At 71.6% G+C, this 22385-nt stretch carries 19 protein-coding genes; 15 read left to right on the top strand and 4 right to left on the bottom strand.

What is annotated here, in order from left to right; translation table 11 throughout:
• Positions 1-104: 104 nt before the first annotated feature.
• Positions 105-1706 (top strand): D-alanyl-D-alanine carboxypeptidase/D-alanyl-D-alanine-endopeptidase, encoded by a 1602-nt coding sequence (gene dacB / locus ACFWZ2_RS29030; protein WP_384550590.1) that lies wholly within the window; start codon positions 105-107, stop codon positions 1704-1706.
• On the opposite strand, the gene ACFWZ2_RS29025 is transcribed toward dacB, so the two are convergent.
• Entirely contained in the window at positions 1630-2895 is a 1266-nt protein-coding gene (locus tag ACFWZ2_RS29025; RefSeq protein WP_384550588.1) for an MFS transporter, read from the bottom strand. The genes dacB and ACFWZ2_RS29025 overlap by 77 nt on opposite strands.
• Before the next feature lie 83 nt (positions 2896-2978).
• Here ACFWZ2_RS29025 and ACFWZ2_RS29020 point away from each other — a divergent pair, with 83 nt between their 5' ends.
• The 5 genes from ACFWZ2_RS29020 to ACFWZ2_RS29000 all read left to right on the top strand — a co-directional run bounded on the left by ACFWZ2_RS29020 (position 2979) and on the right by ACFWZ2_RS29000 (position 9291).
• Positions 2979-3962 carry a LysR family transcriptional regulator gene (locus ACFWZ2_RS29020; RefSeq protein WP_384550586.1) on the top strand — a complete coding sequence of 328 codons (984 nt, stop codon included), beginning with the start codon at positions 2979-2981 and terminating at the stop codon, positions 3960-3962.
• Between the two features lie 243 nt (positions 3963-4205).
• On the top strand, positions 4206-4901 hold the full coding sequence (locus tag ACFWZ2_RS29015) for a hypothetical protein (RefSeq protein WP_384550584.1): 696 nt from the start codon (positions 4206-4208) through the stop codon (positions 4899-4901).
• Complete coding sequence (locus ACFWZ2_RS29010; protein WP_384550583.1) at positions 4898-7102, top strand: glycosyltransferase; 2205 nt, start codon at positions 4898-4900, stop codon at positions 7100-7102. The genes ACFWZ2_RS29015 and ACFWZ2_RS29010 overlap by 4 nt, the downstream gene beginning before the upstream one ends.
• A gap of 41 nt (positions 7103-7143) precedes the next feature.
• Positions 7144-8331 carry an acyltransferase gene (locus ACFWZ2_RS29005; protein WP_384550582.1) on the top strand — a complete coding sequence of 396 codons (1188 nt, stop codon included), beginning with the start codon at positions 7144-7146 and terminating at the stop codon, positions 8329-8331.
• Positions 8332-8694: 363 nt separating this feature from the next.
• Complete coding sequence (locus ACFWZ2_RS29000) at positions 8695-9291, top strand: hypothetical protein (protein WP_384550580.1); 597 nt, start codon at positions 8695-8697, stop codon at positions 9289-9291.
• A 116-nt stretch (positions 9292-9407) separates the two neighbouring features.
• On the opposite strand, the gene ACFWZ2_RS28995 is transcribed toward ACFWZ2_RS29000, so the two are convergent.
• Together ACFWZ2_RS28995 and ACFWZ2_RS28990 are read right to left on the bottom strand one after the other, a co-directional pair.
• The gene (locus ACFWZ2_RS28995) at positions 9408-10052 is read right to left on the bottom strand and encodes an NAD(P)-dependent oxidoreductase (RefSeq protein WP_384550579.1); all 645 of its coding nucleotides are present in this window, start codon (positions 10050-10052) and stop codon (positions 9408-9410) included.
• Positions 10053-10119: 67 nt separating this feature from the next.
• On the bottom strand, positions 10120-11082 hold the full coding sequence (locus tag ACFWZ2_RS28990) for an EamA family transporter (RefSeq protein ID WP_384550577.1): 963 nt from the start codon (positions 11080-11082) through the stop codon (positions 10120-10122).
• 159 nt (positions 11083-11241) lie between these two features.
• Between ACFWZ2_RS28990 and ACFWZ2_RS28985 the strand changes: the two genes are divergently transcribed.
• From ACFWZ2_RS28985 to ACFWZ2_RS28975, 3 genes are all read left to right on the top strand, one after another.
• Positions 11242-11853, top strand: coding sequence for a MarR family winged helix-turn-helix transcriptional regulator (locus ACFWZ2_RS28985; RefSeq protein WP_384550575.1), 612 nt, complete (start codon positions 11242-11244; stop codon positions 11851-11853).
• A 152-nt stretch (positions 11854-12005) separates the two neighbouring features.
• Complete coding sequence (locus ACFWZ2_RS28980; protein WP_384550573.1) at positions 12006-13349, top strand: nitrate/nitrite transporter; 1344 nt, start codon at positions 12006-12008, stop codon at positions 13347-13349.
• A gap of 178 nt (positions 13350-13527) precedes the next feature.
• Positions 13528-14670 carry a uroporphyrinogen-III synthase gene (locus ACFWZ2_RS28975; protein WP_384550571.1) on the top strand — a complete coding sequence of 381 codons (1143 nt, stop codon included), beginning with the start codon at positions 13528-13530 and terminating at the stop codon, positions 14668-14670.
• Here the strand turns inward: ACFWZ2_RS28975 and ACFWZ2_RS28970 are convergent.
• Positions 14622-15191 (bottom strand): DUF1772 domain-containing protein, encoded by a 570-nt coding sequence (locus ACFWZ2_RS28970; protein WP_384550569.1) that lies wholly within the window; start codon positions 15189-15191, stop codon positions 14622-14624. The two genes, ACFWZ2_RS28975 and ACFWZ2_RS28970, sit on opposite strands and share 49 nt — an antisense overlap.
• 190 nt (positions 15192-15381) lie before the next feature.
• Between ACFWZ2_RS28970 and ACFWZ2_RS28965 the strand changes: the two genes are divergently transcribed.
• From ACFWZ2_RS28965 to ACFWZ2_RS28940, 6 genes are all read left to right on the top strand, one after another.
• A complete protein-coding gene (locus ACFWZ2_RS28965; protein WP_384550567.1) occupies positions 15382-15969 on the top strand; it encodes a CGNR zinc finger domain-containing protein in 588 nt (195 codons plus the stop codon).
• Positions 15970-16071: 102 nt separating this feature from the next.
• Positions 16072-16647 (top strand): sigma-70 family RNA polymerase sigma factor, encoded by a 576-nt coding sequence (locus ACFWZ2_RS28960; protein ID WP_384550565.1) that lies wholly within the window; start codon positions 16072-16074, stop codon positions 16645-16647.
• Positions 16644-17438 (top strand): anti-sigma factor family protein, encoded by a 795-nt coding sequence (locus tag ACFWZ2_RS28955; protein WP_384550563.1) that lies wholly within the window; start codon positions 16644-16646, stop codon positions 17436-17438. Before ACFWZ2_RS28960 ends, ACFWZ2_RS28955 begins: the two co-directional genes overlap by 4 nt.
• Positions 17439-17550: 112 nt before the next feature.
• Positions 17551-19944 carry a HelD family protein gene (locus ACFWZ2_RS28950; RefSeq protein WP_384550561.1) on the top strand — a complete coding sequence of 798 codons (2394 nt, stop codon included), beginning with the start codon at positions 17551-17553 and terminating at the stop codon, positions 19942-19944.
• 389 nt (positions 19945-20333) lie between these two features.
• On the top strand, positions 20334-21767 hold the full coding sequence (locus tag ACFWZ2_RS28945; RefSeq protein ID WP_384550559.1) for an NAD-dependent malic enzyme: 1434 nt from the start codon (positions 20334-20336) through the stop codon (positions 21765-21767).
• Between the two features lie 232 nt (positions 21768-21999).
• Positions 22000-22281 (top strand): HU family DNA-binding protein, encoded by a 282-nt coding sequence (locus ACFWZ2_RS28940; RefSeq protein ID WP_016645140.1) that lies wholly within the window; start codon positions 22000-22002, stop codon positions 22279-22281.
• The last annotated feature ends 104 nt before the right edge of the window (positions 22282-22385 follow it).

The raw sequence follows: 22385 nt of genomic DNA, 5'->3' as shown, positions 1-22385 counted from the left end.
CTGGCCCCCGGACACCGTCATCCCATGTGAGACAGAGGCCCGAAGGTCGAAACGACCTTCGGGCCTCTGTTGTGTTCGCCCGTCTTCCGGGATGCTCCAGGGCCATGAGAAGACCCGTGAGACGCGTCCCTGTTCCTGTCCGCGTGCGTCGACGCTGGATCTGGCCCGTGGTGGCCGGGGTGGTCGCGGCCACTCTTTCGTGGAGTTCGCCGGCCGGGGCGGACGCTGATCGCAGCGGGCTGCCCGAGGCCGTCGACGGCATTCTCGGGGATCCCCGCCTCGACGGTGCGGCGACGAGTGTGGTGATCGCCGAGGCCGGGTCCGGTGAGGTGCTCTACCGGCGTCAGCCCAGCGGGCGGCTCGTGCCCGCTTCCAGCACCAAGATGCTGACCTCGGCCGCGGCCATGGAACTCCTCGGTCCCGGGCACCGGTTCACCACGGACGTCCTGGCCGACGGCGAGCGGCAGGGGCGGGTGCTGCGGGGGGATCTGTATCTGCGGGGCACGGGGGATCCGACGACGCTCGCCAAGGACTACGACCAACTCGCCGCGGAGATCGCCGAGTCGGGGATCAGGAAGGTCTCGGGGCGGCTGGTCGCCGACGACACGCGCTTCGACGACCGGCGCATCGGCGACACCTGGGGCGGCGACGACGAGTCGTCCTACTACGCGGCGCAGATCAGCGCCCTGAGCGTCGCGCCGGACACCGACTACGACACCGGGACGGTCATCGTCGAGGTCGCGCCCGGGCGGCGGGCCGGGGACGCGCCGCGGGTGAGCGTGACGCCGAAGACCGACTACGTGGACATCGATCTGCGGGCGAGCACCGTCGCGGCGGGCGGCGACGACACCATCGCCGTGGAGCGGCGGCACGGCGAGAACACCATCACCGTCAGCGGCACCGTCCCGGTCGGCGGGGACGCCACCAAGGAGTGGGTCACCGTATGGGAGCCGACCGGGTACGCGGCCGCCGTCTTCCGTGACGCGCTGGCCGCGCACGGCGTGCGGGTGGCGGGGCCGACCCGGGCCGGGATCGCCGCGCCGAAGAGCGCGCGGCGGCTCGCGAGCCATGACTCCATGGCGCTCAAGGACCTCCTGATCCCGTTCATGAAGCTGTCGAACAACATGCACGCGGAGTCCCTGACCAAGGCGATGGGGTACAAGGCGACGGGCAGGCCCGGGAGTTGGGGCGACGGGATCACGGCGATCGGCGGCTATCTGAAGAGCGTCGGCGTCGATCCGGGCACGCTGCGCCAGGTCGACGGTTCGGGTCTTTCGCGCAAGAACCTCGCCCCCGCCGACCAGTACGTGAAGCTGCTGCGCGCGGTGCGGGGCGAGCCGTGGTTCGCCGACTGGTACGCGTCGCTGTCGGTGGCCTGCGTCCCCGACAAGCTCGTCGGCGGCTCGCTGCGTTCGCGGATGTGCGGGACCCCCGCGGCGCTCAACGCCCGGGCGAAGGTCGGGTCGTTGACGGGCGTGTCCGCGCTGTCCGGCTACGTGAAGGACAAGAACGGCCGTGAACTGGTCTTCAGCATCATCCTCAACAACTACCTGCCTTCTTCGGTGAAGGCCGTCGAGGACGCGATCGTGGTGACCCTCGCGTCCTCGACCGAGGACAGGGCCGTACCGGTCAGACCCCGCTGGACGCGCGGGGCCGAGCGGGACGGCGCGCTCGAGTGCGCGTGGCGCAAGCCTGCACGCTGTTGACCAGCAGGGCGCAGCAGGCGGCGGCCACCGGCACCCCGTAGCCCGCGGCGGTGCCCAGGTGCTCCACCGCCCAGCCGCCGCCCGCCGCGCCGCACGCGATGCCCCCGAGGAGCCCGGTCACGGCGAGCGTCATGCCCTCGTTCAGCCGGTCCTCGGGGGTGCGCCGCTGTACGAGCGTCATGCCGGTGACCATCGTGGGCGCCGTCGCCATCCCGGCGACGAGCAGCGCTCCGGAGAGGGCGATCAGCGAGTCGGTGACCGTCACGGCGAGCAGCGGCAGCGTCATCAGGACGGCCATCGCGGCCCCGCACAGCAGATGGCGGCGGACCAGCGGACCACGTGGTTTCGCGGCCCCGTAGACGAGGCCCGCCGCGCAGGAACCGGCGGCCTGCAGGGCGAGCACCGCGCCCGCCGCCGACTTGTGCCCCTGTGCGTCGGCGAAGGCGATCGTGACGACTTCGAGGGAGCCGAAGACGGCACCGGTGGCGAGGAAGGCGACAAGGAGAGCGGGCATCCCGCGCGCGCGGAGGGGCGATGCCGCCTTGGAGGACGTGTGCGTACGTCCATGGGGCGGGGGTTCCGTCGCGCGCTGGGCGGCGAAGACCAGCACGCCGGTCAGCAGCAGGACCACCCCGATCAGGGTGCCCGCCTGGGGGAAGAGGGCGCCGCAGAGGAAGGCGGCGAGGACCGGGCCGAGCATGAAGCAGAGCTCGTCCGCGGCCTGTTCGAAGCAGTTGGCGGTGTGCACCGCCTGGTCGTCCCCCTTGAGCAGATGCGCCCAGCGGGCCCGGGACATGCCGCCCGTGTTGGGTGTCGTGGCGGTGGCGGCGTACGAGGCGAACAGGGTCCAGTCGGGTGCCCCGTATCGCACGCAGAGCAGCAGCGAGAGGGAGCCGAGCGCGGCGAAGGCGGTGGCGGGGACGGCGACGCGCGCCTGCCCGTGCCGGTCCACGAGCCGCGCGGTCCACGGCGCGACGACGGCGGTCGCCGCGAGGCCCGTCGCGGTGACGGCGCCTGCGAGGGCGTACGAACCGCGGGCCCCGGAGATCATGATCACGGCGCTCACGCTGAACATGCCCATGGGCAGGCGGGCGATGAGGTTGCCGACGGTGAACGCGGTGGCGCCGGGTATCGCGAAGAGCCGGGCGTAGGGGTTGCGGAGGGGGCGGCCGGAGGTGTCGCGGGGCATGGACCCAGCCTCACCTGGGGTGTTCGGCGGGGTCCAACACCTTCTGGGTGCCCATTCACGCGCCTCCGTTGTAGGTTCCTGCGATGACCGCAGAGCCAGTCGTACGCCGTGACGTGGACCCCCGACTCCTGCGCGCCTTCGTCGCGGTCGCGGAGGAGCTGCACTTCACCCGGGCCGCCGGGCGGCTGTATGTCGCACAGCAGGCGCTGAGCCGTGATGTGCGGCGCCTGGAGAGGGAGTTGGGCGTCGCGCTGTTCGTCCGTACGACACGGCAGGTCACGCCGACCGCCGACGGCGAGCGGCTGCTGCCGTACGCGCGCCGGGTCCTCGCGGCGCAGGAGGACCTGGTCGCCGCCTTCACGGGCGCGGCGCGGCCGCTGCTCGTCGATCTGAACAGCCCGGGGCTGATCTCGGGGCGCGTCCTGGAGCGGGCCCGTGAACTCGCCCCGGACTGCGAGCTGATGGCCCGGTTCGAGAGCGGACTCACCGGCGCCGCCGCCGAGATGGCGGCCGGGCGTCTCGACGTCTCCTTCGGGCGGTTCGCGGGGCTCGACCCGGCGCTGCGGGCCGGACTCGACCAGCAGCCCGTGCGGTACGAGCCGATGGCGGTGCTGCTGCCCGACGGGCATCCGCTGACGGCGCTCGACGCGGTGCCGCTGGCCGCGCTCGCGGGCGAGAGCGTGTACGCGGGGGCGGGCAATCCCCGTACTCCGGAGTGGACCGATCTCGCGGCCCTGCTCTTCGAGGGGCGGGGCATCGAGATCGCGCCACCCGCGCCGCTCGCCGTCGGCGCCGAGGAGTTCGGGCGGCTGATGGCCAAAAAGCGGAATCCGGTCCTGGCCGTGGTGGGCTTTCCGGCCATGCCGGGCGCCGTGCTGCGGCCGCTGGTCGACCCCGTTCCGCTGTCACCCGTGTCGCTCGTGTGGCGAAAGAGTCTGGTTCATCCGGGAGTTACCGCTTTGCGCGCCGCTGCCGCGGAGCTTGCCGCGGAGGAAGGATGGCTGGAGAAGCCCTCGGATGGATGGGTTCCCGCCAAGGATGCACTCATCATGATGAGTCGCACCTGACGGAGGGCTCCTCCTGTCACCGTCGGCGCTACGTTCATGGCGCGGGCGCAGCGTGATGAGGGGAGCGCTCGGACCGGGTGGGGGCCCGGTTCGGACGGCAGGCGCCCGGGGTCGTATGCGCACCCAAGCCGGTTATGTGGGGGGTTGTGCGTACGCATGCAAACGTGGCGAGAAGATGACCTTCCAGGTCACACTCATGATCCGAACGAGGTCACCGTTCAGATCGACGGACTGGGACGGCAGGTGGCGGACCTGCCCGCCGAACCCGGTCAGGACGGGGCGGGCGCGGCCGCCGAGGGTCCCGTGTTCGTGGACGAGACGGGGCGCCGCGGCCGCAGATACCGCCGCGTCGGGATGGTGGTCGGCATCGCCTGCGCGGTCTATGCCGTGATCATCGTCGGCACCCTGCTCTCGGGGAACTCCAGCGCTCCCTGGCTGCCGGTGCAGGGCCCCGACGACGACCGCCCCGCGAGCAAGGTGGACACGCCCGACCGCCCCGCGGACGCCATCGCGCCGTCCGTGTCGTCCGGTACGACACCCTCGCCGGGCGGGACGGACGAGGCCGGAGGCACGGCCGAGCCCGGTGCCACGGGCGGTCCCGACCCCTCGGCCGACGGCGACACCGGCGGCAGGCCCGGCACATCGGCCGACCCCGACCCCACGGACGACGGCAGGCCCGACCCCGGCCCCGGCCCGACGGGCGACGGCGGTCCCGACCCGGACCCGACCGGCGCCACCACGGACCCGGACCCGGATCCCACCACCCCGACCGACCCGCCCACCGGCCCGCCCACGCAGAGCCCGGAGCCGGGCGGCAACGGCGGCAATGGCGACGGCGGCGGTGGCGGTGGTGGCGGTGAGGTCCCCGTCGGATACACCTCTCCCGCCACGCAGTCCGCCTCGGGCGCCCAGTCCTCGTCGGGGGACGCCCGGCGATGAACTCCCGTACCAACAGGGGCCGTTCCGGCCGCTCCCGGAACAGTCACGCCCCGAGTGCTTCCCGGCGCCGCCGCCTGCCCATGCGGTATCTGCTGCCCTCGCTGCTCCTCGTCGCGCTGCTCGCGATGCTGATGCTGCGCGGGTACGTGCACAGCGAGATCCTCGCCGACCACCGCGTCCGGCCGCCCGCGCCCACCGCACACGTACCGGAGAAGATCCTTGAAGGCGGCCCGGTCATCGACACCAGGGGCGGCCGCGAGACCACGCTGAGCGTGCCCGACCACAAGGCCGTCCTGACCTTCGACGACGGGCCCGACCCGGAGTGGACGCCCAAGGTTCTCGACGTCCTGAAGGAACACCACGCGCACGGCGTCTTCTTCGTCACCGGCACCATGGCATCGCGCCACCCCGACCTCGTCCGGCGCATGGTCGACGAGGGGCACGAGGTGGGCCTGCACACCTTCAACCACCCCGATCTCTCCTACCAGTCCACGAGCCGCATCGACTGGGAGCTCTCGCAGAACCAGCTCGCGCTCGCGGGCGCCGCGGGCATCCGGACCTCGCTGTTCCGGCCGCCGTACTCGTCCTTCGCGGACGCGATGGACGACAAGTCGTACCCGGTGACGAAGTACGTCGGCGGTCGCGGCTACCTCACCGTCGTCAACACCACCGACAGCGAGGACTGGCAGCGCCCCGGCGTCGACGAGATCATCCGCAGGGCCACGCCCCAGGGCGGCAAGGGCGCCGTCGTCCTCATGCACGACTCCGGCGGCGACCGCTCGCAGACCGTCGCCGCGCTCGACCGCTTCGTGCCCCAACTCCAGAAGAAGGGCTACGAGTTCGGGAACCTCACCGAGGCACTCGACGCACCCAGCGCGCACACCCCGGTCACCGGCGTCGACCTGTGGAAGGGCAAGGCCTGGATCTTCCTCGTCGGCGCTTCGGAGCACATCACCGACGGCCTCGTCGTGGCGCTCGCCGTCATCGGCGTCCTGGTCTTCACCCGCTTCGGCCTGATGCTGCTGCTCTCCGCGGTGCACGCCCGCCGGGTGCGCAGGCGGGACTTCCGGTGGGGCCCGCAGGTCACGGAGCCGGTCTCCGTCCTCGTCCCGGCGTACAACGAGGCCAAGTGCATCGAGGCGACGGTCCGTTCACTGATGGCGGGCGACCACCCCATCGAGGTGATCGTCATCGACGACGGCTCGTCGGACGGCACCGCCCGCATCGTGGAGGGCCTGCACCTGCCGAACGTACGCGTCGTGCGCCAGCACAACGCGGGCAAGCCCGCGGCCCTCAACAGGGGCCTGATGAACGCCCGTTTCGACATCGTCGTGATGATGGACGGCGACACCGTCTTCGAGCAGTCGACCGTACGCGAACTGGTGCAGCCCTTCGGCGACCCGCGCGTGGGCGCCGTCGCGGGCAACGCGAAGGTGGGCAACCGCGATTCGCTCATCGGCGCCTGGCAGCACATCGAGTACGTGATGGGCTTCAACCTCGACCGCCGGATGTACGACCTGCTGCGCTGCATGCCGACCATCCCCGGCGCGGTCGGCGCGTTCCGGCGCTCGGCCCTCGAACGGGTCGGCGGCATGAGCGACGACACGCTCGCCGAGGACACCGACATCACGATGGCCCTGCACCGGGACGGCTGGCGGGTCGTGTACGCGGAGAACGCGCGCGCGTGGACCGAGGCCCCGGAGTCGGTCCAGCAGCTGTGGTCCCAGCGCTACCGCTGGTCGTACGGCACGATGCAGGCGATCTGGAAGCACCGCCGCGCGCTGGTCGAGGGCGGCCCTTCCGGCCGCTTCGGCCGGGTCGGCCTGCCGCTGGTCTCCCTCTTCATGGTGCTCGCCCCGCTCCTGGCACCGCTCATCGACGTGTTCCTGCTCTACGGCCTGGTCTTCGGCCCCACCCAGAAGACCGTCGCCGCGTGGCTCGGCGTCCTCGCGATCCAGGCGGTGTGCGCCGCGTACGCCTTCCGCCTCGACCGCGAACGGATGACCCATCTGATCTCGCTGCCCCTCCAGCAGATCCTCTACCGGCAGCTGATGTACGTCGTGCTGCTGCAGTCCTGGATCACCGCGCTCACCGGAGGCCGTCTTCGCTGGCAGAAGCTCCGGCGCACGGGAGTGGTGGAGGCGCCCGGTGCCATCCCGCGGCAGCGGACGGGCGGCCATGACCGGAGGCCCGTCGCATGAGCCACGGTTACGTACCCGGTGGGACGCGGCCGCTGCCGCAGATGCCGACGGAAGCTCCCGCGGCCCGGGCCGCCGCTCCCAAGAAGCCCGGCAGGGACCGCTACCTGGACCTCCTGCGCTCGCTCGCGCTCGTCCGCGTCGTCGTCTACCACCTCTTCGGGTGGGCCTGGCTGACGATCGTCTTCCCTTCCATGGGCGTGATGTTCGCGCTGGCGGGCTCGCTGATGGCGCGTTCCCTGAAGCGCCCCGCGTGGGGAGTGATCAGGGGACGCATCCGCAGGCTCCTGCCTCCCCTGTGGGTGTTCAGCGCCGCGGTGCTCCTCCTGCTCTTCGCGGGCGGCTGGAGCGTGGGCGACGACCCCGACCACGGCGGCACCTGGGGTCTGGTGTCCCTGCTCACCTACGTGTTCCCGGTGGGCGCGCCGCCGTTCCCCTGGCACCTGGGCGACAAGGCGGGCCTCCTGGAGGACACCTGGCCCGCGCAGGCGGCGGGTCCGCTCTGGTACATCCGCGCGTACCTGTGGTTCGTGATCGCCTCGCCCCTCCTCCTCCGGGCGTTCCGCAGGTTCCCGTGGGCGACGCTGCTCGCGCCGCTCGCGCTGACCGCGGTGGTCGGCACGGGCCTCGTCACGATCCCCGGCGAGACGGGCAACGCGGTCTCGGACTTCGCGGTGTACGGCAGCTGCTGGGTCCTCGGCTTCGCCCACCAGGACGGCCTGCTCGCCCGTGTCCCGCGCTATCTCGCGGTGTCGGTCTCGGCCCTGATCATGGCGTTCGGCCTGTGGTGGGCCTCGGGCCATCTCGGTCCGGACGGCTGGGACTTGAACGACATTCCGCTGGCCCAGGCGACCTGGTCGCTCGGCTTCGTGGTCATCCTGCTCACCTACGCCCCGTCGTGGCAGGAGCTGCCGGGGAAGCTCGCCAGGTGGGACAAGCTGGTGACGCTCTCCAACAACAGGGCGGTCACGATCTACCTCTGGCACAACGTCCTCATCATGGCGACGGTGCCGGTCATCGACATGGCGTACGACCTGCCGTTCATGGGGGACGAACGCTGGAGCTCGGCGCTCGACACGACGTACATGCTGTGGATGACGCTGCTGGTCTGGCCGTTGACCGGCCTGATGGTGGTGGCCGTGGGCTGGGTCGAGGACCTGGCGGCGAAGCGGGGGCCGCGGCTGTGGCCGAACGGGGCGGGGCAGGCGGGCAAGGGGTTCCGCGCACGCTGAAGGATGTGTGTGGCGGGTGGTGACCGTACCGACGCGTTGCGCAACTGTTACGAGGGGTGGAGGAGGTGCGGGGTGAGGGGAAATATCCGCGGATGGGCGGCAGTTCGGGCGTGAGGGGTGGTTGCGGTTCGACCGCGCCTGACGGTGCCTTGATGCTCGATTCGCTCAGGCGAACCGCGACCTCCCTAACCCTTCGGCGATATCTGCGACGTACGTAACTATCGCTAATGTGCATGCGGTTGGCGGCTGTAACGGCCTCGACGCGATACACAGCCCCCTCCTAGGCTGGCGATCTCATCCGGCCGCACGCGTGGGAACACCGCACGTCATGCGGCGGGGCCCCACACCTGCCGGGAGATCGTTTTGCTCTGCAAGAAGACCGCGCTGCGCGTCGCCGCGCCCGTCGCCGTGCTCGCCCTCGCGCTGACCGCCTGCGGCGGCGGTGACGACGACAAGTCCGAGGACAAGAAGGCCGACGCCCCCAAGTCCCAGACCAAGCCCAAGGAAGCCCCCGCCCTCGCGGCCGGTGACAGCACCACCGGGAAGGTGAAGGAGGGCGACGCCGTCGTCACCTACGACGTCGCCGCCCAGAAGATCGACGTCGGCACCGAGGCCGAGACCAAGAAGCTGGTCCAGGACCCGAGCAAGGCCAAGGGCATGGTCCCCGCGGTCGCCCACCTGAAGTACACGCACAAGGGCGGCGCCCCGCTCAAGGACACCCCGGACGTCGCGGACACCACGGAGATCTACGCGGACGGCACCCGCGGCGGCCTCCTCATCGGTGCGGCCGAGGACGCGCCCGGCTGCGAGGACAAGCTGGACCTCGAGGGCTGGAAGCAGGGCGAGAGCCACGTCCTGTGCGAGACGTACCTGATCCCGGCGGGTTCGAAGTCCCTCGAGGTCCACTGGGCCGCGAAGGAGGACGGCGAGCCGGTCGTCTGGAAGTTCGCTGCGAAGTAGGCGGCAGCCACCAGCAGGGTGAGGGGGCGGTCGTGCGCCGGCGGGCGCGCGACCGCCCCCTTCCTCGTCCGGGGCACGAGGGTCGGGGGCGTGGGCGTCCGGGGCGCGAGCGGGACTCAGTACCCGACCGTGAACCGTCCCCGGTGATGCGCCGGACGCTCCGCCTCGTCCAGGAGCGCGATCGCCAGGTCCTCCATGGAGATCGACGAGTTGCCCGCCGCGTCCACCAGGAGTTCGTCCTTGCCGAGGCGGAACGTGCCGGTGCGGGCGCCCGGTTCGAAGAGGGCGGAGGGGCTCAGATAGGTCCAGGGGACGTCCGTCTCCGTCGTGCGTACGGCGTCGTACTGGGCGTTGGACGCCGCGGCGATGTGGCGCCAGGCCGCGGGGACGTACCGCGGGTCGTCGATGGCCGCGCGCCCCGCCGTGCCGGGGACCGTCAGGCTGCCCGCGCCGCCGATGACCAGCAGGCGGATTCCCGTGCCCGCGAGGCCGGTGAGGAGCGACGTGGTGATGACGGGGTGCTCGTGCTCGCGGCCCGGGGCCGGTCTTGTGGCGTTGACGACGAGGTCCTGTCCTTCGCTCACCTTCCTTACGTCGTCCGGGATCCCGGCGTCCCCCGTGCGGTGCATGGCGTCGGGGTGCAGCTCCGTGAAGCGGGCCGCGTCGCGGACCACGGCCGTGACCTCGTGACCGCGGGACAGTGCCTCGGCGACGACGCGGCTGCCTGCGTTTCCGGCTGCTCCGAAGACGGTGATGCGCATGGGGTGGGCTCCTTCTGGGTGAACGGGGCGGTGGGGCGGTGGGGTTGAAGAGGGGGAGCGGGCGGAGTCACGCGCGCTGTGCCGCGCGGCGCTGCTGCCCGAGCAGCACGCTCGCGAGGACCAGGACCAGGCCGCCCAGCTGCCACACGGTCAGCGTCTGTCCCAGGAACACCAGGCCCGCGAGCGTGGCGACGACCGGGTTCGTCAGGCCGAGGAAGGCGACCGAGGAGGCGGGGAGGCGTTCGATGCCGCGGAACCAGAGGGCGTACGCGATGGCCGTGCCGATGATGCCGAGGTAGGCGTACCCGGCGATGTTGGCGCCGGTGAAGTGGTCGGGCAGGCCCTCCGCGGTGAGGGCGATGGGGGCCAGCACGAGTCCGCCCGCGGTCAGTTGCCAGCCCGTCAGCGTCAGCAGCGAGACCCCTTCGGGGCGGCCCCAGCGCTTGCTGAGGACCACGGCGAGTGCCATCAGGGTGGTCGCGGTCAGCATCGCCACGATGCCCGCGAGGTCGACCGCCGCGCTGCCGCGCAGCACGAGCAGGGCGACACCGGCGACGCCGACGAGTCCCGCGAGCAGCGTGCGGCGGGTGGGCCGCACCTTCAGCACGCCGATCCCGAAGCCCGCCACGAGCAGGGGCATGACCGCGCTGATCGTCGAGGCGACGCCGCCGGGCAGGCGGTACGCGCCGAAGAAGAGGAGCGGGAAGAACGCGCCGAAGTTGAGCACTCCGAGGACGGCCGCCTTCCACCACCAGTCGCCGCGCGGCAGGCGCCGGGTGAGCGCGAGCAGGATGAGGCCCGCGGGCAGCGCGCGCAGGGCGGCGGCGAGCAACGGCCGGTCGGGGGGCAGCAGTTCGGTGGTCGTGACGTAGGTGGTGCCCCAGGTCGCCGGGCCGATGGCGGCGAGCGCGGCGATGCCGGCGGCGGCCTTGACGGAGGTGCGGGGGCCGGGGGCCGGAGCCGGTCCCGAGGCCGGTCGCTCCACGGAGGTGGTGCCGGTGCTGGTGCCGGTGCTCGCACTGCTGGACATGACGCTTCCCCTCGCTGTTCCCCTGAACGCTGTTATTCTCAACGTTGAGATAAATATGGACCCCAGATCTGCGAACGTCAAGTATCTGAACGTTGAGAGATCTGGCTCCGGTGAAGTCCGGTGAAGTCCGGCGAAGTCCGGCGAGGAAGAGGTGCAGGAATGGCTGAGCAGGGGACGGCAGAGCGGCCCGATACGAGTACGGAGGACGTCGTGTGCGTGGTGGGCGCCGAGCACGCCACGGACGCGACCGACGCATCCGACGCATCCGACGCCATAGACGAGCTGCGCGGTCAGTGGCGCCGCGAGCGCCCGGACCTCGACCTCGCGCACCTGGACGCGATGGCCCTGGTCGGCCGCATCAAGCGGGCCGACCACCTGCTGAGCAAGGGCATGAAGAAGGTCTTCGTCGAATACGGCCTGGAGTTCGCGGAGTTCGACGTCCTCGCCACGCTCCGCCGCGTCGGCGCCCCGCACGAGCTGACCGCGGGCGGCCTCATCAAGACGGCGATGGTCACCTCCGGCGCCATCACCAACCGCCTCGACAAACTGGAACGCAAGGGCCTCATCGAACGCCGCCCCGACCCCACCGACCGCCGCGCCATCCGCGTCCGCCTCACCGATGCGGGCCTCGACCTCGTCGACCGCGCGGTCGTCGCCCACGTCACGAACGAGGAACGCATGCTGGCGGCCCTGACCCCCGGCGACCGCGCGGCACTCGACGGGGCGCTGCGGCGGTTGCTGGTGTCGTTGGGGGACACGCACCTGGGGTGAGCGGAGCGGCTGAGAGACCCCTCACCGCCCCCGCCCCTCCGGGGTGAGAGCAACGTTCCCCGCCAGTCACTCCCCGCCACAGCCCTGAAACCCGCCCTCCCTACCTTCGGGCACATCAGCCGCTACCCGTGGACTATCCGTGGAGGCATGTGATGTGGATCGAGCGGTGGGACCCCGAGGACGAGCGGTTCTGGAAGGAGGAGGGAGGGGAGCGGGTCGCCCGGCGGAATCTGGCGTTCTCCGTGCTTTCCGAGCACATCGGGTTCTCCGTCTGGAGCCTGTGGTCGGTGATGGTCCTGTTCATGGGGCCCGAGTACGGGATCGATCCGGCCGGGAAGTTCTTCCTGGTGTCGATGGCGACGCTGGTGGGGGCCGTCGTGCGGGTGCCCTACACGTTTGCCGTCGCCCGGTTCGGGGGGCGCAACTGGACCGTCGTCGCCGCGTCGCTGCTGCTGCTTCCCACCGTCGCCGCCTTCGTCGTCATGGAGCCGGGGACGTCGTACGCCACGTTCATGGTGTGTGCCCTGCTGACCGGGGTCGGCGGGGGGAACTTCGCGTCCAGCATGACCAACATCAACTCGTTCTTCCCGCTGCGGGAGAAGGGGTGGGCGCTGGGGCTCAACGCGGGCGGCGGCAACATCGGGGTGCCGGTGGTGCAGCTCGTGGGGCTTGCCGTGATCGGGGCGAGCGGGGGGCCGCGGGTGGTGCTCGGGATCTACATCCCGTTCATCCTCGTCTCCGTCGTCTGCGCCTTCCGGTACATGGACAGCATTTCGTCCGTGCGCAATGACACGGGTGCCGCCAAGGCCGCCGCGCGCGACCCGCACACCTGGGTCATGGCCCTTCTGTATGTGGGGACGTTCGGGTCGTTCATCGGGTACAGCTTCGCCTTCGGCCTCGTGCTGCAGACGCAGTTCGGGCGCACGCCGCTGGAGGCCGCGCAGGTCACCTTCATCGGGCCGCTGCTCGGCTCGCTGATCAGGCCGGTGGGCGGGCGGCTCGCCGACCGGCTCGGCGGGGCGCGCATCACGCTGTGGAACTTCGTGGGGATGGGGGCCGCCACCGGTGCGGTGGTGGTCGCGTCCGTACGGGAGTCGTTGCCCCTGTTCGTCGGCGCGTTCATCGCGCTGTTCGTCCTCACGGGGCTCGGCAACGGCTCGACGTACAAGATGATCCCGGGAATCTTCCAGGCGAAGGCCGAGAGCAAGGGGCTGGCGGGGGAAGCGGCCGCGGCCTACGGGCGGCGGCTCTCCGGGGCGTCGATGGGGCTCATCGGGGCCGTCGGGGCGCTCGGCGGGCTCGGCATCAACCTCGCGCTGCGGCAGTCCTTCCAGACGGTGGGCTCGGGAACCGGGGCGTTCGTCTCCTTCCTCGTTTTCTACGCCGTGTGCTCCGTGGTGACATGGGCCGTATACCTTCGCCGCCGGGGCGTGGTCCCCGCGCGGGGCGAGGCGGGCACGGAGGCGAAGCCGCAGCTCAGCTACGCCGAGGTGTGACATGGGAGGTGGGACGCAAGAGGTGTGACGTAACACCGTGGACATCGGCATGATCCGGGCCCGTCACGCGCCGTTGACAGGCTCGGACGTCCGCCGGGCGACCGGCCGCGGGCGGGCCGACCACGAGCCACGGGCGGGACGGACACACCACGGACTACGGGCGGGACGAGAGCAGAGCATGCACGCGACCACTCCATCGAACGACCCGCTCGCCGGGTTCACCGTCGGCGTGACCGCCGCCCGGCGCGCCGACGAGCTCGGCGCGCTCCTCCAGCGGCGCGGCGCCACCGTCCTGCACGCACCCGCGCTGCGCATCGTGCAGCTCGCCGACGACAGCGAACTCCTCGCCGCGACGAAGGAGTTGATCGACCACGCGCCCGACGTCGTGGTCGCCACCACCGCGATCGGCTTCCGCGGCTGGCTGGCGGCCGCCGACGGCTGGGGCCTCGGCGAGGCGCTGCTCCGCTGTCTGCGCGGGGTCGAACTCCTCGCGCGCGGGCCGAAGGTGAAGGGCGCCGTGCGCGCCGCCGGGCTCACCGAGGAGTGGTCGCCCTCGTCGGAGTCCATGGCGGAGGTGCTCGACCGGCTGCTCGGGCAGGGCGTGGCCGGCCGGCGCGTCGCGCTCCAGCTGCACGGGGAGCCGCTGCCCGGCTTCGTCGAGGCGCTGCGGGCCGGGGGAGCGGAGGTCGTGGTGGTGCCGGTCTACCGGTGGCTGCCGCCGGAGGACCTCGCGCCGGTAGACCGGCTCCTTGACGCGACGGTCGGCCGTGGCGTGGACGCGTTGACGTTCACCAGCGCGCCCGCCGCCGCCTCGCTGCTCGCCCGCGCCGAGGACCGGGGCATGAAGGACGAGCTGCTCGCCGCCCTGGGCCGCGAGGTGCTCGCCGCGTGCGTGGGGCCCGTCACCGCGCTGCCGTTGCAGTCCCTCGGGGTGGACACCGTGCAGCCGGAGCGGTTCAGGATCGGCCCGCTCGTACAGCTGCTCTGCCAGGAACTGCCGTCCCGCGCACGGGTGTTGCCGATCGCCGGGCGCCGCCTGGAGATCCGCGGCCATGCGGTCCTCGTCGACGACGGGCTGCGGGCGGTGCCGCCCGCGGGCATGGCGCTGCTGCGGGCCCTCGCGCGCCGCCCCGGCTGGGTCGTGGCCCGCGCCGAACTGCTGCGCGCGCTGCCGGGGTCGGGCAGCGACGAGCACGCGGTGGAGACGGCGATGGCCCGGCTGCGTACGGCACTCGGCGCGCCCAATCTGATCCAGACGGTGGTCAAGCGCGGCTACCGGCTCGCGATCGACCCGGCGGCCGGGTCCAAGTACGCCGACTGACCCGCGCCGCCCCTGCCGAGCAGTACCAGCGCCCGCACGAGGAGCCCGGACGCGACGGTGCAGAGCACGGCCCGCACCGCGTTCCACGCCACCCACGCGTCCTCGAACCGCTCGCGCACGGCGCCCGGATCGGCGATCCTCGCCGGGTCGCCCGCGGCGGCGAGTTCGTCGTTGAGGGGCACGTTCACGCTCGATGTGAGGACGAACGCGGCGGCGTACACGAGCAGCGCCGCGAACACCCACCGGCGCATCGGCGTCCGGCGCAGCTGCCACGCGGACAGCGCGGTGCACACGAGCGCCCCGAAGAAGCCCGCGAAGAAGACGGGGTTCTGGATGACGTCGTTGATGTGCTGCATGACCTCGATGTAGACGCGGTCCCCGCTGCGGGCGAGCGCGGGCAGCACGGCGCACGCGAAGGCGTAGAAGGTCCCCGCCATCAGTCCCATGGCCACCGTCGCGATGCCCAGGACCGCCCCGGCGGAGCCGCGTCCCCGACGTGCCGTCGCTCGTTCCTGCGTCATGGGAACTCGTTCCTGTGTCATGGGAAGGAGTCAACAGGCCGGGCGCGGCACCGGCCATGGCCGCGCGTCGCACCGCCATAAGCGGCCGTCTCGCCGGTGGCAGGGGTTCCGGACCCGCCCGGGGAAGGGCACTGTAGGGGGTACGCAACGGCACTCACTCACCGGTGACCCCCAAGGCGGTGACAGGCGCATGGCGTTGGGCACGGCCCCGGCTCCGTACGAGCTCCGATTCGACTCCGGGCGTAGCTGCCTGGATCTCGTGGCGACGAACCACCCCGTGGAACGGCTCGACTCGGTGGCGCGGCTGCGCGCCTGGCTCACCGGCGCGGGCCTGGTCCCCGCGACCGCGCGGCTGCCCGACGCGGGCCCGCAGTGGCTCGCCGCCTTCCGCGAACTGCGCGACCACATAGCCCAGTTGGTGCACGGCGAGATCGAGGGGCGGCCCGCCGACGCCGCGCTCGACCGGGTCAACGCGCTGGCCGCGACCGCCCCGCCGGCCCCGCGCGCGGTGCGCTCCGCGGACGGCACCCTGGTCCGGGTCCTCGGCGCGGAACCCGGCTGCGCGGCGCTGGTCGCCGCCGTCGCCAGGGACGCCGTCGAGCTGCTCACCGACCCGGCGTCCCGCGCGCTGCTGCGCCAGTGCGAGGGCGACAACTGCCCCATCGTGTACCTCGATTCGTCGCGCGGGCGGCGCCGCCGCTGGTGTTCGAGCGAGGTGTGCGGCAACCGGGAACGGGTGGCGCGGCACCGTCGCAGGGCGGCGCTCGCACGGACGTAGCCGCAGTGACGTTCCCGCGCGTTGAACACGGCTCGTCCCGGCTACGTACCTCCGTCGTGAGACCCGCCCGACGCGCCCGAAGCGCGGACACCGGAGGTACGCGTGCGCAAGGATTCCGCCGTGGCCGATGAACGCCCGCAGCCGCCCCGACATCGTCTCGGTCAACCCACGGGCCCGGACGAGGAGTTGATGCGTGCGCTCTATCGCGAGCACGCGGGTCCACTTCTCGCCTATGTGCTCCGCCTGGTGGCGGGGGACCGGCAGCGCGCCGAAGATGTCGTACAGGAAACGCTCATCCGTGCCTGGAAGAACGCCGGTCAGCTCAACCGGGCGACCGGTTCGGTACGCCCCTGGCTGGTGACGGTCGCCCGGCGCATCGTCATCGACGGCCACCGCAGTCGGCAGGCCCGGCCGCAGGAGGTCGATCCGTCGCCGCTGGAGGTCATCCCCGCGGAGGACGAGATCGATAAGGCGCTGTGGCTGATGACGCTCTCGGACGCGCTGGAGGACCTGACTCCCGCTCACCGAGAGGTACTTGTCGAGACCTACTTCAAAGGGCGTACGGTCAATGAGGCGGCCGAGACGCTGGGCATCCCCAGCGGCACGGTCCGTTCGCGGGTCTTCTACGCGCTTCGCTCGATGAAGCTGGCGCTCGAGGAGCGGGGGGTGACGGCATGACCGAGTCCTACGGCCGCCATGGCGCGCGGCAGGACGACAGCATCCACGAGACCGTCGGCGCCTACGCCCTCGGCATCCTGGACGACGCCGATGCGACACGGTTCGAGGTGCATCTCGCCACGTGCGAGGTCTGCCAGCACCAGCTGGAGGAGTTCTCCGGCATGGAACCGATGCTGGCCGCGCTCGCGGACTTCCCCGGACCGCGCGGCGTACCCGCGATCGGCGAACAGCTCGCCGCGCGGCCGAGCCCGCGGCTTGCCGAACGCCTCGTCGACGAGGTGGCGCTCAAGCGCGACCACCGGCGCAGGCGCGGCCTGTACCTGGTCGCCGCGGCGGCCGCGCTGATCGTCGGGGGCCCGCTCACGGTCCTCGCGGTGACCGACGACGGCGCCACCAAGGAGGTCGCGGCCGACCCGCACCCGTCGAGCCCCGCCGAGGACGCCTTCTTCCACCACATGGAGGAGAAGTCGCGGGCCACCGACCGGACGACGAAGGTCACCGCCACGGTCGGCACGGAGCGGAAGGCCTGGGGCACGCACGCCGTCCTGGAGCTGAAGAACGTCAAGGGCCCCCTCAAGTGCTCGCTGATCGCGGTCGGCAAGGACGGCGAGAAGGAGACCGTGTCCACCTGGTCGGTGCCGAAGTGGGGCTACGGCATCAAGGACAGCCCGAACAAGTGGGCGCGCAGTCCCCTGTACGTCCATGGGGGCGCGGCCATGGACCGCAACGACATCGACCACTTCGAGGTGACCACCTTCGACGGCGACCGGCTGGTCAAGGTGGACGTGTAGCGGGCGCGGGGCGGAATCGGCCGCGCCCGACAAGTGCACAAGAAGGGCCCCTTTCGCGTACGGTGGACGGCTGCTCAGTACGGGCGAGCAGCACGTCTTGAAAGGGGCCTCGGTGGCCGACGTACGCGACCGCGAGATCAGCGTCGAACAGGAACATCTCGACCAGGTCTACCGACGTCTCGAGGAGAAGATCCACGAGGCCGAGTTCCTGATGAACGACGCTGCCAAGCGCTCCCAGGTCGGTACGCCGGGCGCGCTCGCCGAGCGCGACGCGCAGGTCTTCCGCGCCGGGGTCCATCTCAACCGGCTCAACAACGAGTTCGAGGACTTCCTCTTCGGACGCATCGACCTGCTCCAGGGCAAGGACGGCAAGAAGGGCCCCGACGGCGCGTACACCGCGACCGAGCCCGCCGAGGGCGCCGTCCGCGAGAACAACACCGCCGACATCGCCGAGACCCTGCACATCGGCCGCATCGGCGTGCTCGACGCGGACTACTCGCCGCTGGTCATCGACTGGCGGGCCCCCGCGGCCGCGCCCTTCTACCGCTCGACCCCGGTCGACCCCGGCCGGGTCGTGCGCCGCCGCGTCATCCGCTCCAAGGGCCGCAAGGTCCTCGGCGTAGAGGACGACCTGATGCGCCCGGAGATCACCGCCTTCCTCGACGGCGAGACGCTCCCGGTGATCGGCGACGGCGCGCTGATGGCCGCGCTCGGCCAGGCCCGCAGCCACTCGATGCGGGACATCGTCGCGTCCATCCAGGCCGAGCAGGACATGGTGATCCGCGCGCCCGCCGCCTCGGTGACCTACGTGGAGGGCGGCCCCGGCACCGGCAAGACCGCCGTCGCGCTGCACCGCGCGGCCTACCTCCTCTACCAGGACCGCCGCCGGTACGCGGGCGGCATCCTCATCGTCTCGCCCACCCCGCTCCTGGTCGCCTACACCGAAGGCGTGCTCCCCTCCCTCGGCGAGGAGGGCCAGGTCGCCATCCGCGCGGTCGGCTCCCTGGTCGACGGCGTGGAGGCCACGGTCTACGACTCCCCGGCGGTGGCCCGCGCCAAGGGTTCCTCGCGGATGCTGAAGGTACTGAGGAAGGCGGCACGGGGCGCGCTGGAAGCGGGAACCGACAGCGCTGTGGGCAGCAGTTCCGCTGGGGCGGAACGGGTGGGCACAGCGAACCCGCACCCGCGCATGGCGAGCACGCAGCAACTGGCCTTCGGCGAGGACGAGCCCGAGGCCGAAGGCGAGGCGAAAAACCCCGTTCCCACGCGCCTACGCGTCGTCGCGTTCGGGCGCCGTCTGGAACTCGACGCCGACCACCTGAACCGCATCCGCCGCAACGCGCTCAGCGGCACCGCCCCCGTCAACCTGCTGCGCCCGCGCGCCCGCAAGCTCCTCCTGGACGCCCTGTGGTCCCAGTCGGGATCCGCGGGCCGCCACACGGACCCCGAACTCGCCGCCGAGCTCCGCTCCTCCTTCGACGACGACATCACGTCCGAGGACGACTTCATCCACTTCCTGGACGCCTGGTGGCCCGAGCTCACCCCGCGCGGCGTGCTCTCGGCGATGGCCGACGAGAAGCGCCTCGGCCGCTGGGCCCGCCGGGTCCTGAACCCCGGCGAGGTCCGCAAGGTCGCCCGCTCGCTCAAGCGCGACGCCCTCTCCGTGCACGACGTGGCGCTGCTCGACGAGCTGCAGGCGATCCTCGGCACGCCGCACCGCCCCAAGAAGAAGCGCGACCTCGACCCCCTCGACCTGCTCACGGGCCTCGAAGAGCTGATGCCGCAGCGCGAGGAGTCCCAGCGCGAGCGCGCCGAACGGCTCGCCGCCGAGCGCACCGAGTACGCCCACGTCATCGTCGACGAGGCGCAGGACCTCACGCCCATGCAGTGGCGCATGGTCGGCCGCCGCGGCCGGCACGCCACCTGGACCGTGGTGGGCGACCCGGCCCAGTCCTCCTGGTCCGACCCGGACGAGGCGGGCGAGGCCCGCGACGAGGCGCTCGGCACCCGCCCGCGCCGCCGCTTCACCCTGACCGTCAACTACCGCAATCCCGCCGAGATCGCGGAGCTGGCCGCCAAGGTCCTGGCGCTCGCGATGCCCGGTTCGGTGTCGCCATCGGCCGTGCGCTCCACCGGTGTGGAGCCCCGTTTCTCCGTCGTACGCGAGGGGGATCTCGGCCGTTCGGTGCGCGAGGAGGCGGCGCTGCTGCTCGACCGGGTCGACGGCACGGTCGGCGTCGTGGTGGCGATGAACCGCCGCGAGCAGGCGGCGCGCTGGCTGGCCGGGCTCGGCGAGCGCGTGGTGGCGCTCGGCAGCCTGGAGGCCAAGGGCCTGGAGTACGACGCGACGGTCGTCGTCTCGCCCGCGGAGATCGCGGACGAGTCCCCGGCGGGCCTGCGCGTCCTGTACGTGGCGCTGACGCGCGCGACGCAGCAGCTCACGGTCCTCTCCGGGGAGCGCGACGAGCCCGACGCGGACGGCGTCCCGGACCTGCTGCGCGACTGACGGTCGAGAGAACACTTTTGCCCGCAGGGACGGGAATTGCCTTACGGGGATCGTTTGTTACCTTGGATGTGGCACCGGCCCGATCCAAGCCCCCGGGCCCAACCTTCGTCGCTACGAGCGACCACTTGCCGCGAGGCGAGCATGGCGGGTCGGTGTCATCAACGTACGAGAGAGGCCCACGTCACCCCGTGACGTGGGCCTCTTCCGTGTTTCCGGAGGCCCCTTCCGCGAAGCCCCAACTTCTCGTATGGTGGAAACAAGTTTCCAAAAACGCAGCGCACTGGCCGATGAACAAAACGTTCTCAATCCGGGGCGGCTACCACGTACTCGGCGGTAGGTGCGACCATCGGACGGCAAGAGCTACAAGGTGAAAGCAGAGGAAGTCGGCCATGGCAACGGCGCCCAGCGTCTCCTACTCGAACACGGTCCGGTTGGAGGTGCCCGCGAGCGGCACCGCGGTCTCCCAGATCACCACGGCCGTCGAGTCCCACGGAGGCTCGGTGACCGGCCTCGACGTCACGGCATCCGGCCACGAGAAGCTCCGGATCGACGTCACGATCGCGGCGACCTCCACGACGCACGCCGACGAGATCGTCGAGCAGCTGCGCGGCATCGAGGGCGTCACCCTCGGCAAGGTCTCCGACCGTACGTTCCTGATGCACCTCGGCGGCAAGATCGAGATGGCGTCCAAGCACCCCATCAGGAACCGTGACGACCTCTCCATGATCTACACCCCGGGTGTCGCCCGGGTCTGCATGGCGATCGCCGAGAACCCCGAGGACGCACGCCGCCTCACCATCAAGCGCAACTCCGTTGCGGTCGTAACGGACGGATCGGCCGTTCTCGGCCTCGGCAATATCGGCCCGAAGGCCGCGCTGCCGGTCATGGAGGGCAAGGCGGCCCTCTTCAAGCGCTTCGCCGGCATCGACGCCTGGCCGCTCTGCCTGGACACCCAGGACACCGACGCCATCGTCGAGATCGTCAAGGCCATCGCCCCCGGCTTCGCGGGCATCAACCTGGAGGACATCTCCGCGCCCCGCTGCTTCGAGATCGAGGCACGCCTGCGCGAGGCCCTCGACATCCCCGTCTTCCACGACGACCAGCACGGCACCGCGATCGTCGTCCTGGCCGCCCTCACCAACGCCCTGCGCGTGGTGGGCAAGGGAATCGGGGACGTCCGCGTGGTCATGTCGGGCGCCGGCGCGGCCGGTACGGCCATCCTCAAGCTGCTCCTCGCCGCGGGCGTCAAGAACGCCGTCGTGGCCGACATCCACGGCGTCGTGCACGCCGACCGCGAGGACCTGGTCGGCGCCGACGCGGACTCGCCGCTGCGCTGGATCGCCGACAACACCAACCCCGAGGGCCTCACCGGCACCCTCAAGGAGGCCGTCGTCGGCGCCGACGTCTTCATCGGCGTCTCGGCCCCGAACGTGCTGAACGGCGACGACGTGGCGGCCATGGCGGACGGCGCGATCGTGTTCGCGCTCGCGAACCCGGACCCCGAGGTCGACCCCGCAATCGCCCGCCAGACAGCGGCAGTTGTGGCCACCGGACGCTCGGACTTCCCGAACCAGATCAACAACGTCCTGGTCTTCCCCGGCGTCTTCCGCGGCCTGCTCGACGCCCAGTCGCGTACGGTCAACACGGAGATGATGCTGGCCGCGGCGGGCGCCCTCGCGGACGTCGTCGCCGAGGACGAGCTGAACCGGAACTACATCATCCCCAGCGTCTTCAACGACAAGGTCGCGGGTGCCGTCGCCGGTGCCGTGCGCACCGCCGCGAAGGCCGCGGGGGCCGCTGTGACGGGTCCCACGTCCGCCTGACCCTCGGCGCGTCGTGTGACGCGACGCCATAAACGCCCCTTTAGGGTGGCGGACCATGAGCCTTGCGGCCCTTCGGAGGGTGCTGGATTGGCTTTCCCGCCGCAGGTGGGGGCAGGATGCGTAATCGGGCGCGAGGGTCTGACGCAAGACCCGGGTCCGGGGACTGTCCGAGGACCCTGGCAGCATCGGCTTCGATCACGCCTCAACGGCAAAAGAACACGGGAGTACAAACATGAACCGCAGTGAGCTGGTGGCCGCGCTGGCCGACCGCGCCGAGGTGACCCGCAAGGACGCCGACGCCGTGCTGGCCGCGTTCGCCGAGACCGTCGGCGAGATCGTTGCCAAGGGCGACGAGAAGGTCACCATCCCCGGCTTCCTGACCTTCGAGCGCACCCACCGTGCCGCTCGCACCGCCCGCAACCCGCAGACCGGCGAGCCGATCAACATTCCGGCCGGTTACAGCGTCAAGGTTTCGGCTGGTTCCAAGCTGAAGGAAGCGGCGAAGGGGAAGTAACCCTTTAGCAGCTGGAAGGGGCGGTCACCCGGGGGGGGGCCGCCCCCTCGGCGGGGGGCCCAAAGCGACAAAACCCCCAAGAAGGCGACAACAGCCCCCCCGTG

Origin of the sequence: Streptomyces sp. NPDC059002 (assembly GCF_042740435.1) — a bacterium.
Classification (GTDB): Bacteria; Actinomycetota; Actinomycetes; order Streptomycetales; family Streptomycetaceae; genus Streptomyces.
Note: the sequence above shows the minus strand (reverse complement) of the source record. Positions and strands in the feature narration are given on the sequence as shown.

Bases quoted from the DNA above. Each gene is read 5' to 3' on its own strand.
- dacB (WP_384550590.1), top strand. From the start codon at position 105: ATGAGAAGACCCGTGAGACGCGTCCCTGTTCCTGTCCGCGTGCGTCGA.
- ACFWZ2_RS29025 (WP_384550588.1), bottom strand. From the start codon at position 2,895: ATGCCCCGCGACACCTCCGGCCGCCCCCTCCGCAACCCCTACGCCCGG.
- ACFWZ2_RS29020 (WP_384550586.1), top strand. From the start codon at position 2,979: ATGACCGCAGAGCCAGTCGTACGCCGTGACGTGGACCCCCGACTCCTG.
- ACFWZ2_RS29010 (WP_384550583.1), top strand. From the start codon at position 4,898: ATGAACTCCCGTACCAACAGGGGCCGTTCCGGCCGCTCCCGGAACAGT.
- ACFWZ2_RS29005 (WP_384550582.1), top strand. From the start codon at position 7,144: ATGCCGACGGAAGCTCCCGCGGCCCGGGCCGCCGCTCCCAAGAAGCCC.
- ACFWZ2_RS28995 (WP_384550579.1), bottom strand. From the start codon at position 10,052: ATGCGCATCACCGTCTTCGGAGCAGCCGGAAACGCAGGCAGCCGCGTC.
- ACFWZ2_RS28990 (WP_384550577.1), bottom strand. From the start codon at position 11,082: ATGTCCAGCAGTGCGAGCACCGGCACCAGCACCGGCACCACCTCCGTG.
- ACFWZ2_RS28985 (WP_384550575.1), top strand. From the start codon at position 11,242: ATGGCTGAGCAGGGGACGGCAGAGCGGCCCGATACGAGTACGGAGGAC.
- ACFWZ2_RS28980 (WP_384550573.1), top strand. From the start codon at position 12,006: ATGTGGATCGAGCGGTGGGACCCCGAGGACGAGCGGTTCTGGAAGGAG.
- ACFWZ2_RS28975 (WP_384550571.1), top strand. From the start codon at position 13,528: ATGCACGCGACCACTCCATCGAACGACCCGCTCGCCGGGTTCACCGTC.
- ACFWZ2_RS28970 (WP_384550569.1), bottom strand. From the start codon at position 15,191: ATGACGCAGGAACGAGCGACGGCACGTCGGGGACGCGGCTCCGCCGGG.
- ACFWZ2_RS28965 (WP_384550567.1), top strand. From the start codon at position 15,382: ATGGCGTTGGGCACGGCCCCGGCTCCGTACGAGCTCCGATTCGACTCC.
- ACFWZ2_RS28955 (WP_384550563.1), top strand. From the start codon at position 16,644: ATGACCGAGTCCTACGGCCGCCATGGCGCGCGGCAGGACGACAGCATC.
- ACFWZ2_RS28945 (WP_384550559.1), top strand. From the start codon at position 20,334: ATGGCAACGGCGCCCAGCGTCTCCTACTCGAACACGGTCCGGTTGGAG.
- ACFWZ2_RS28940 (WP_016645140.1), top strand. From the start codon at position 22,000: ATGAACCGCAGTGAGCTGGTGGCCGCGCTGGCCGACCGCGCCGAGGTG.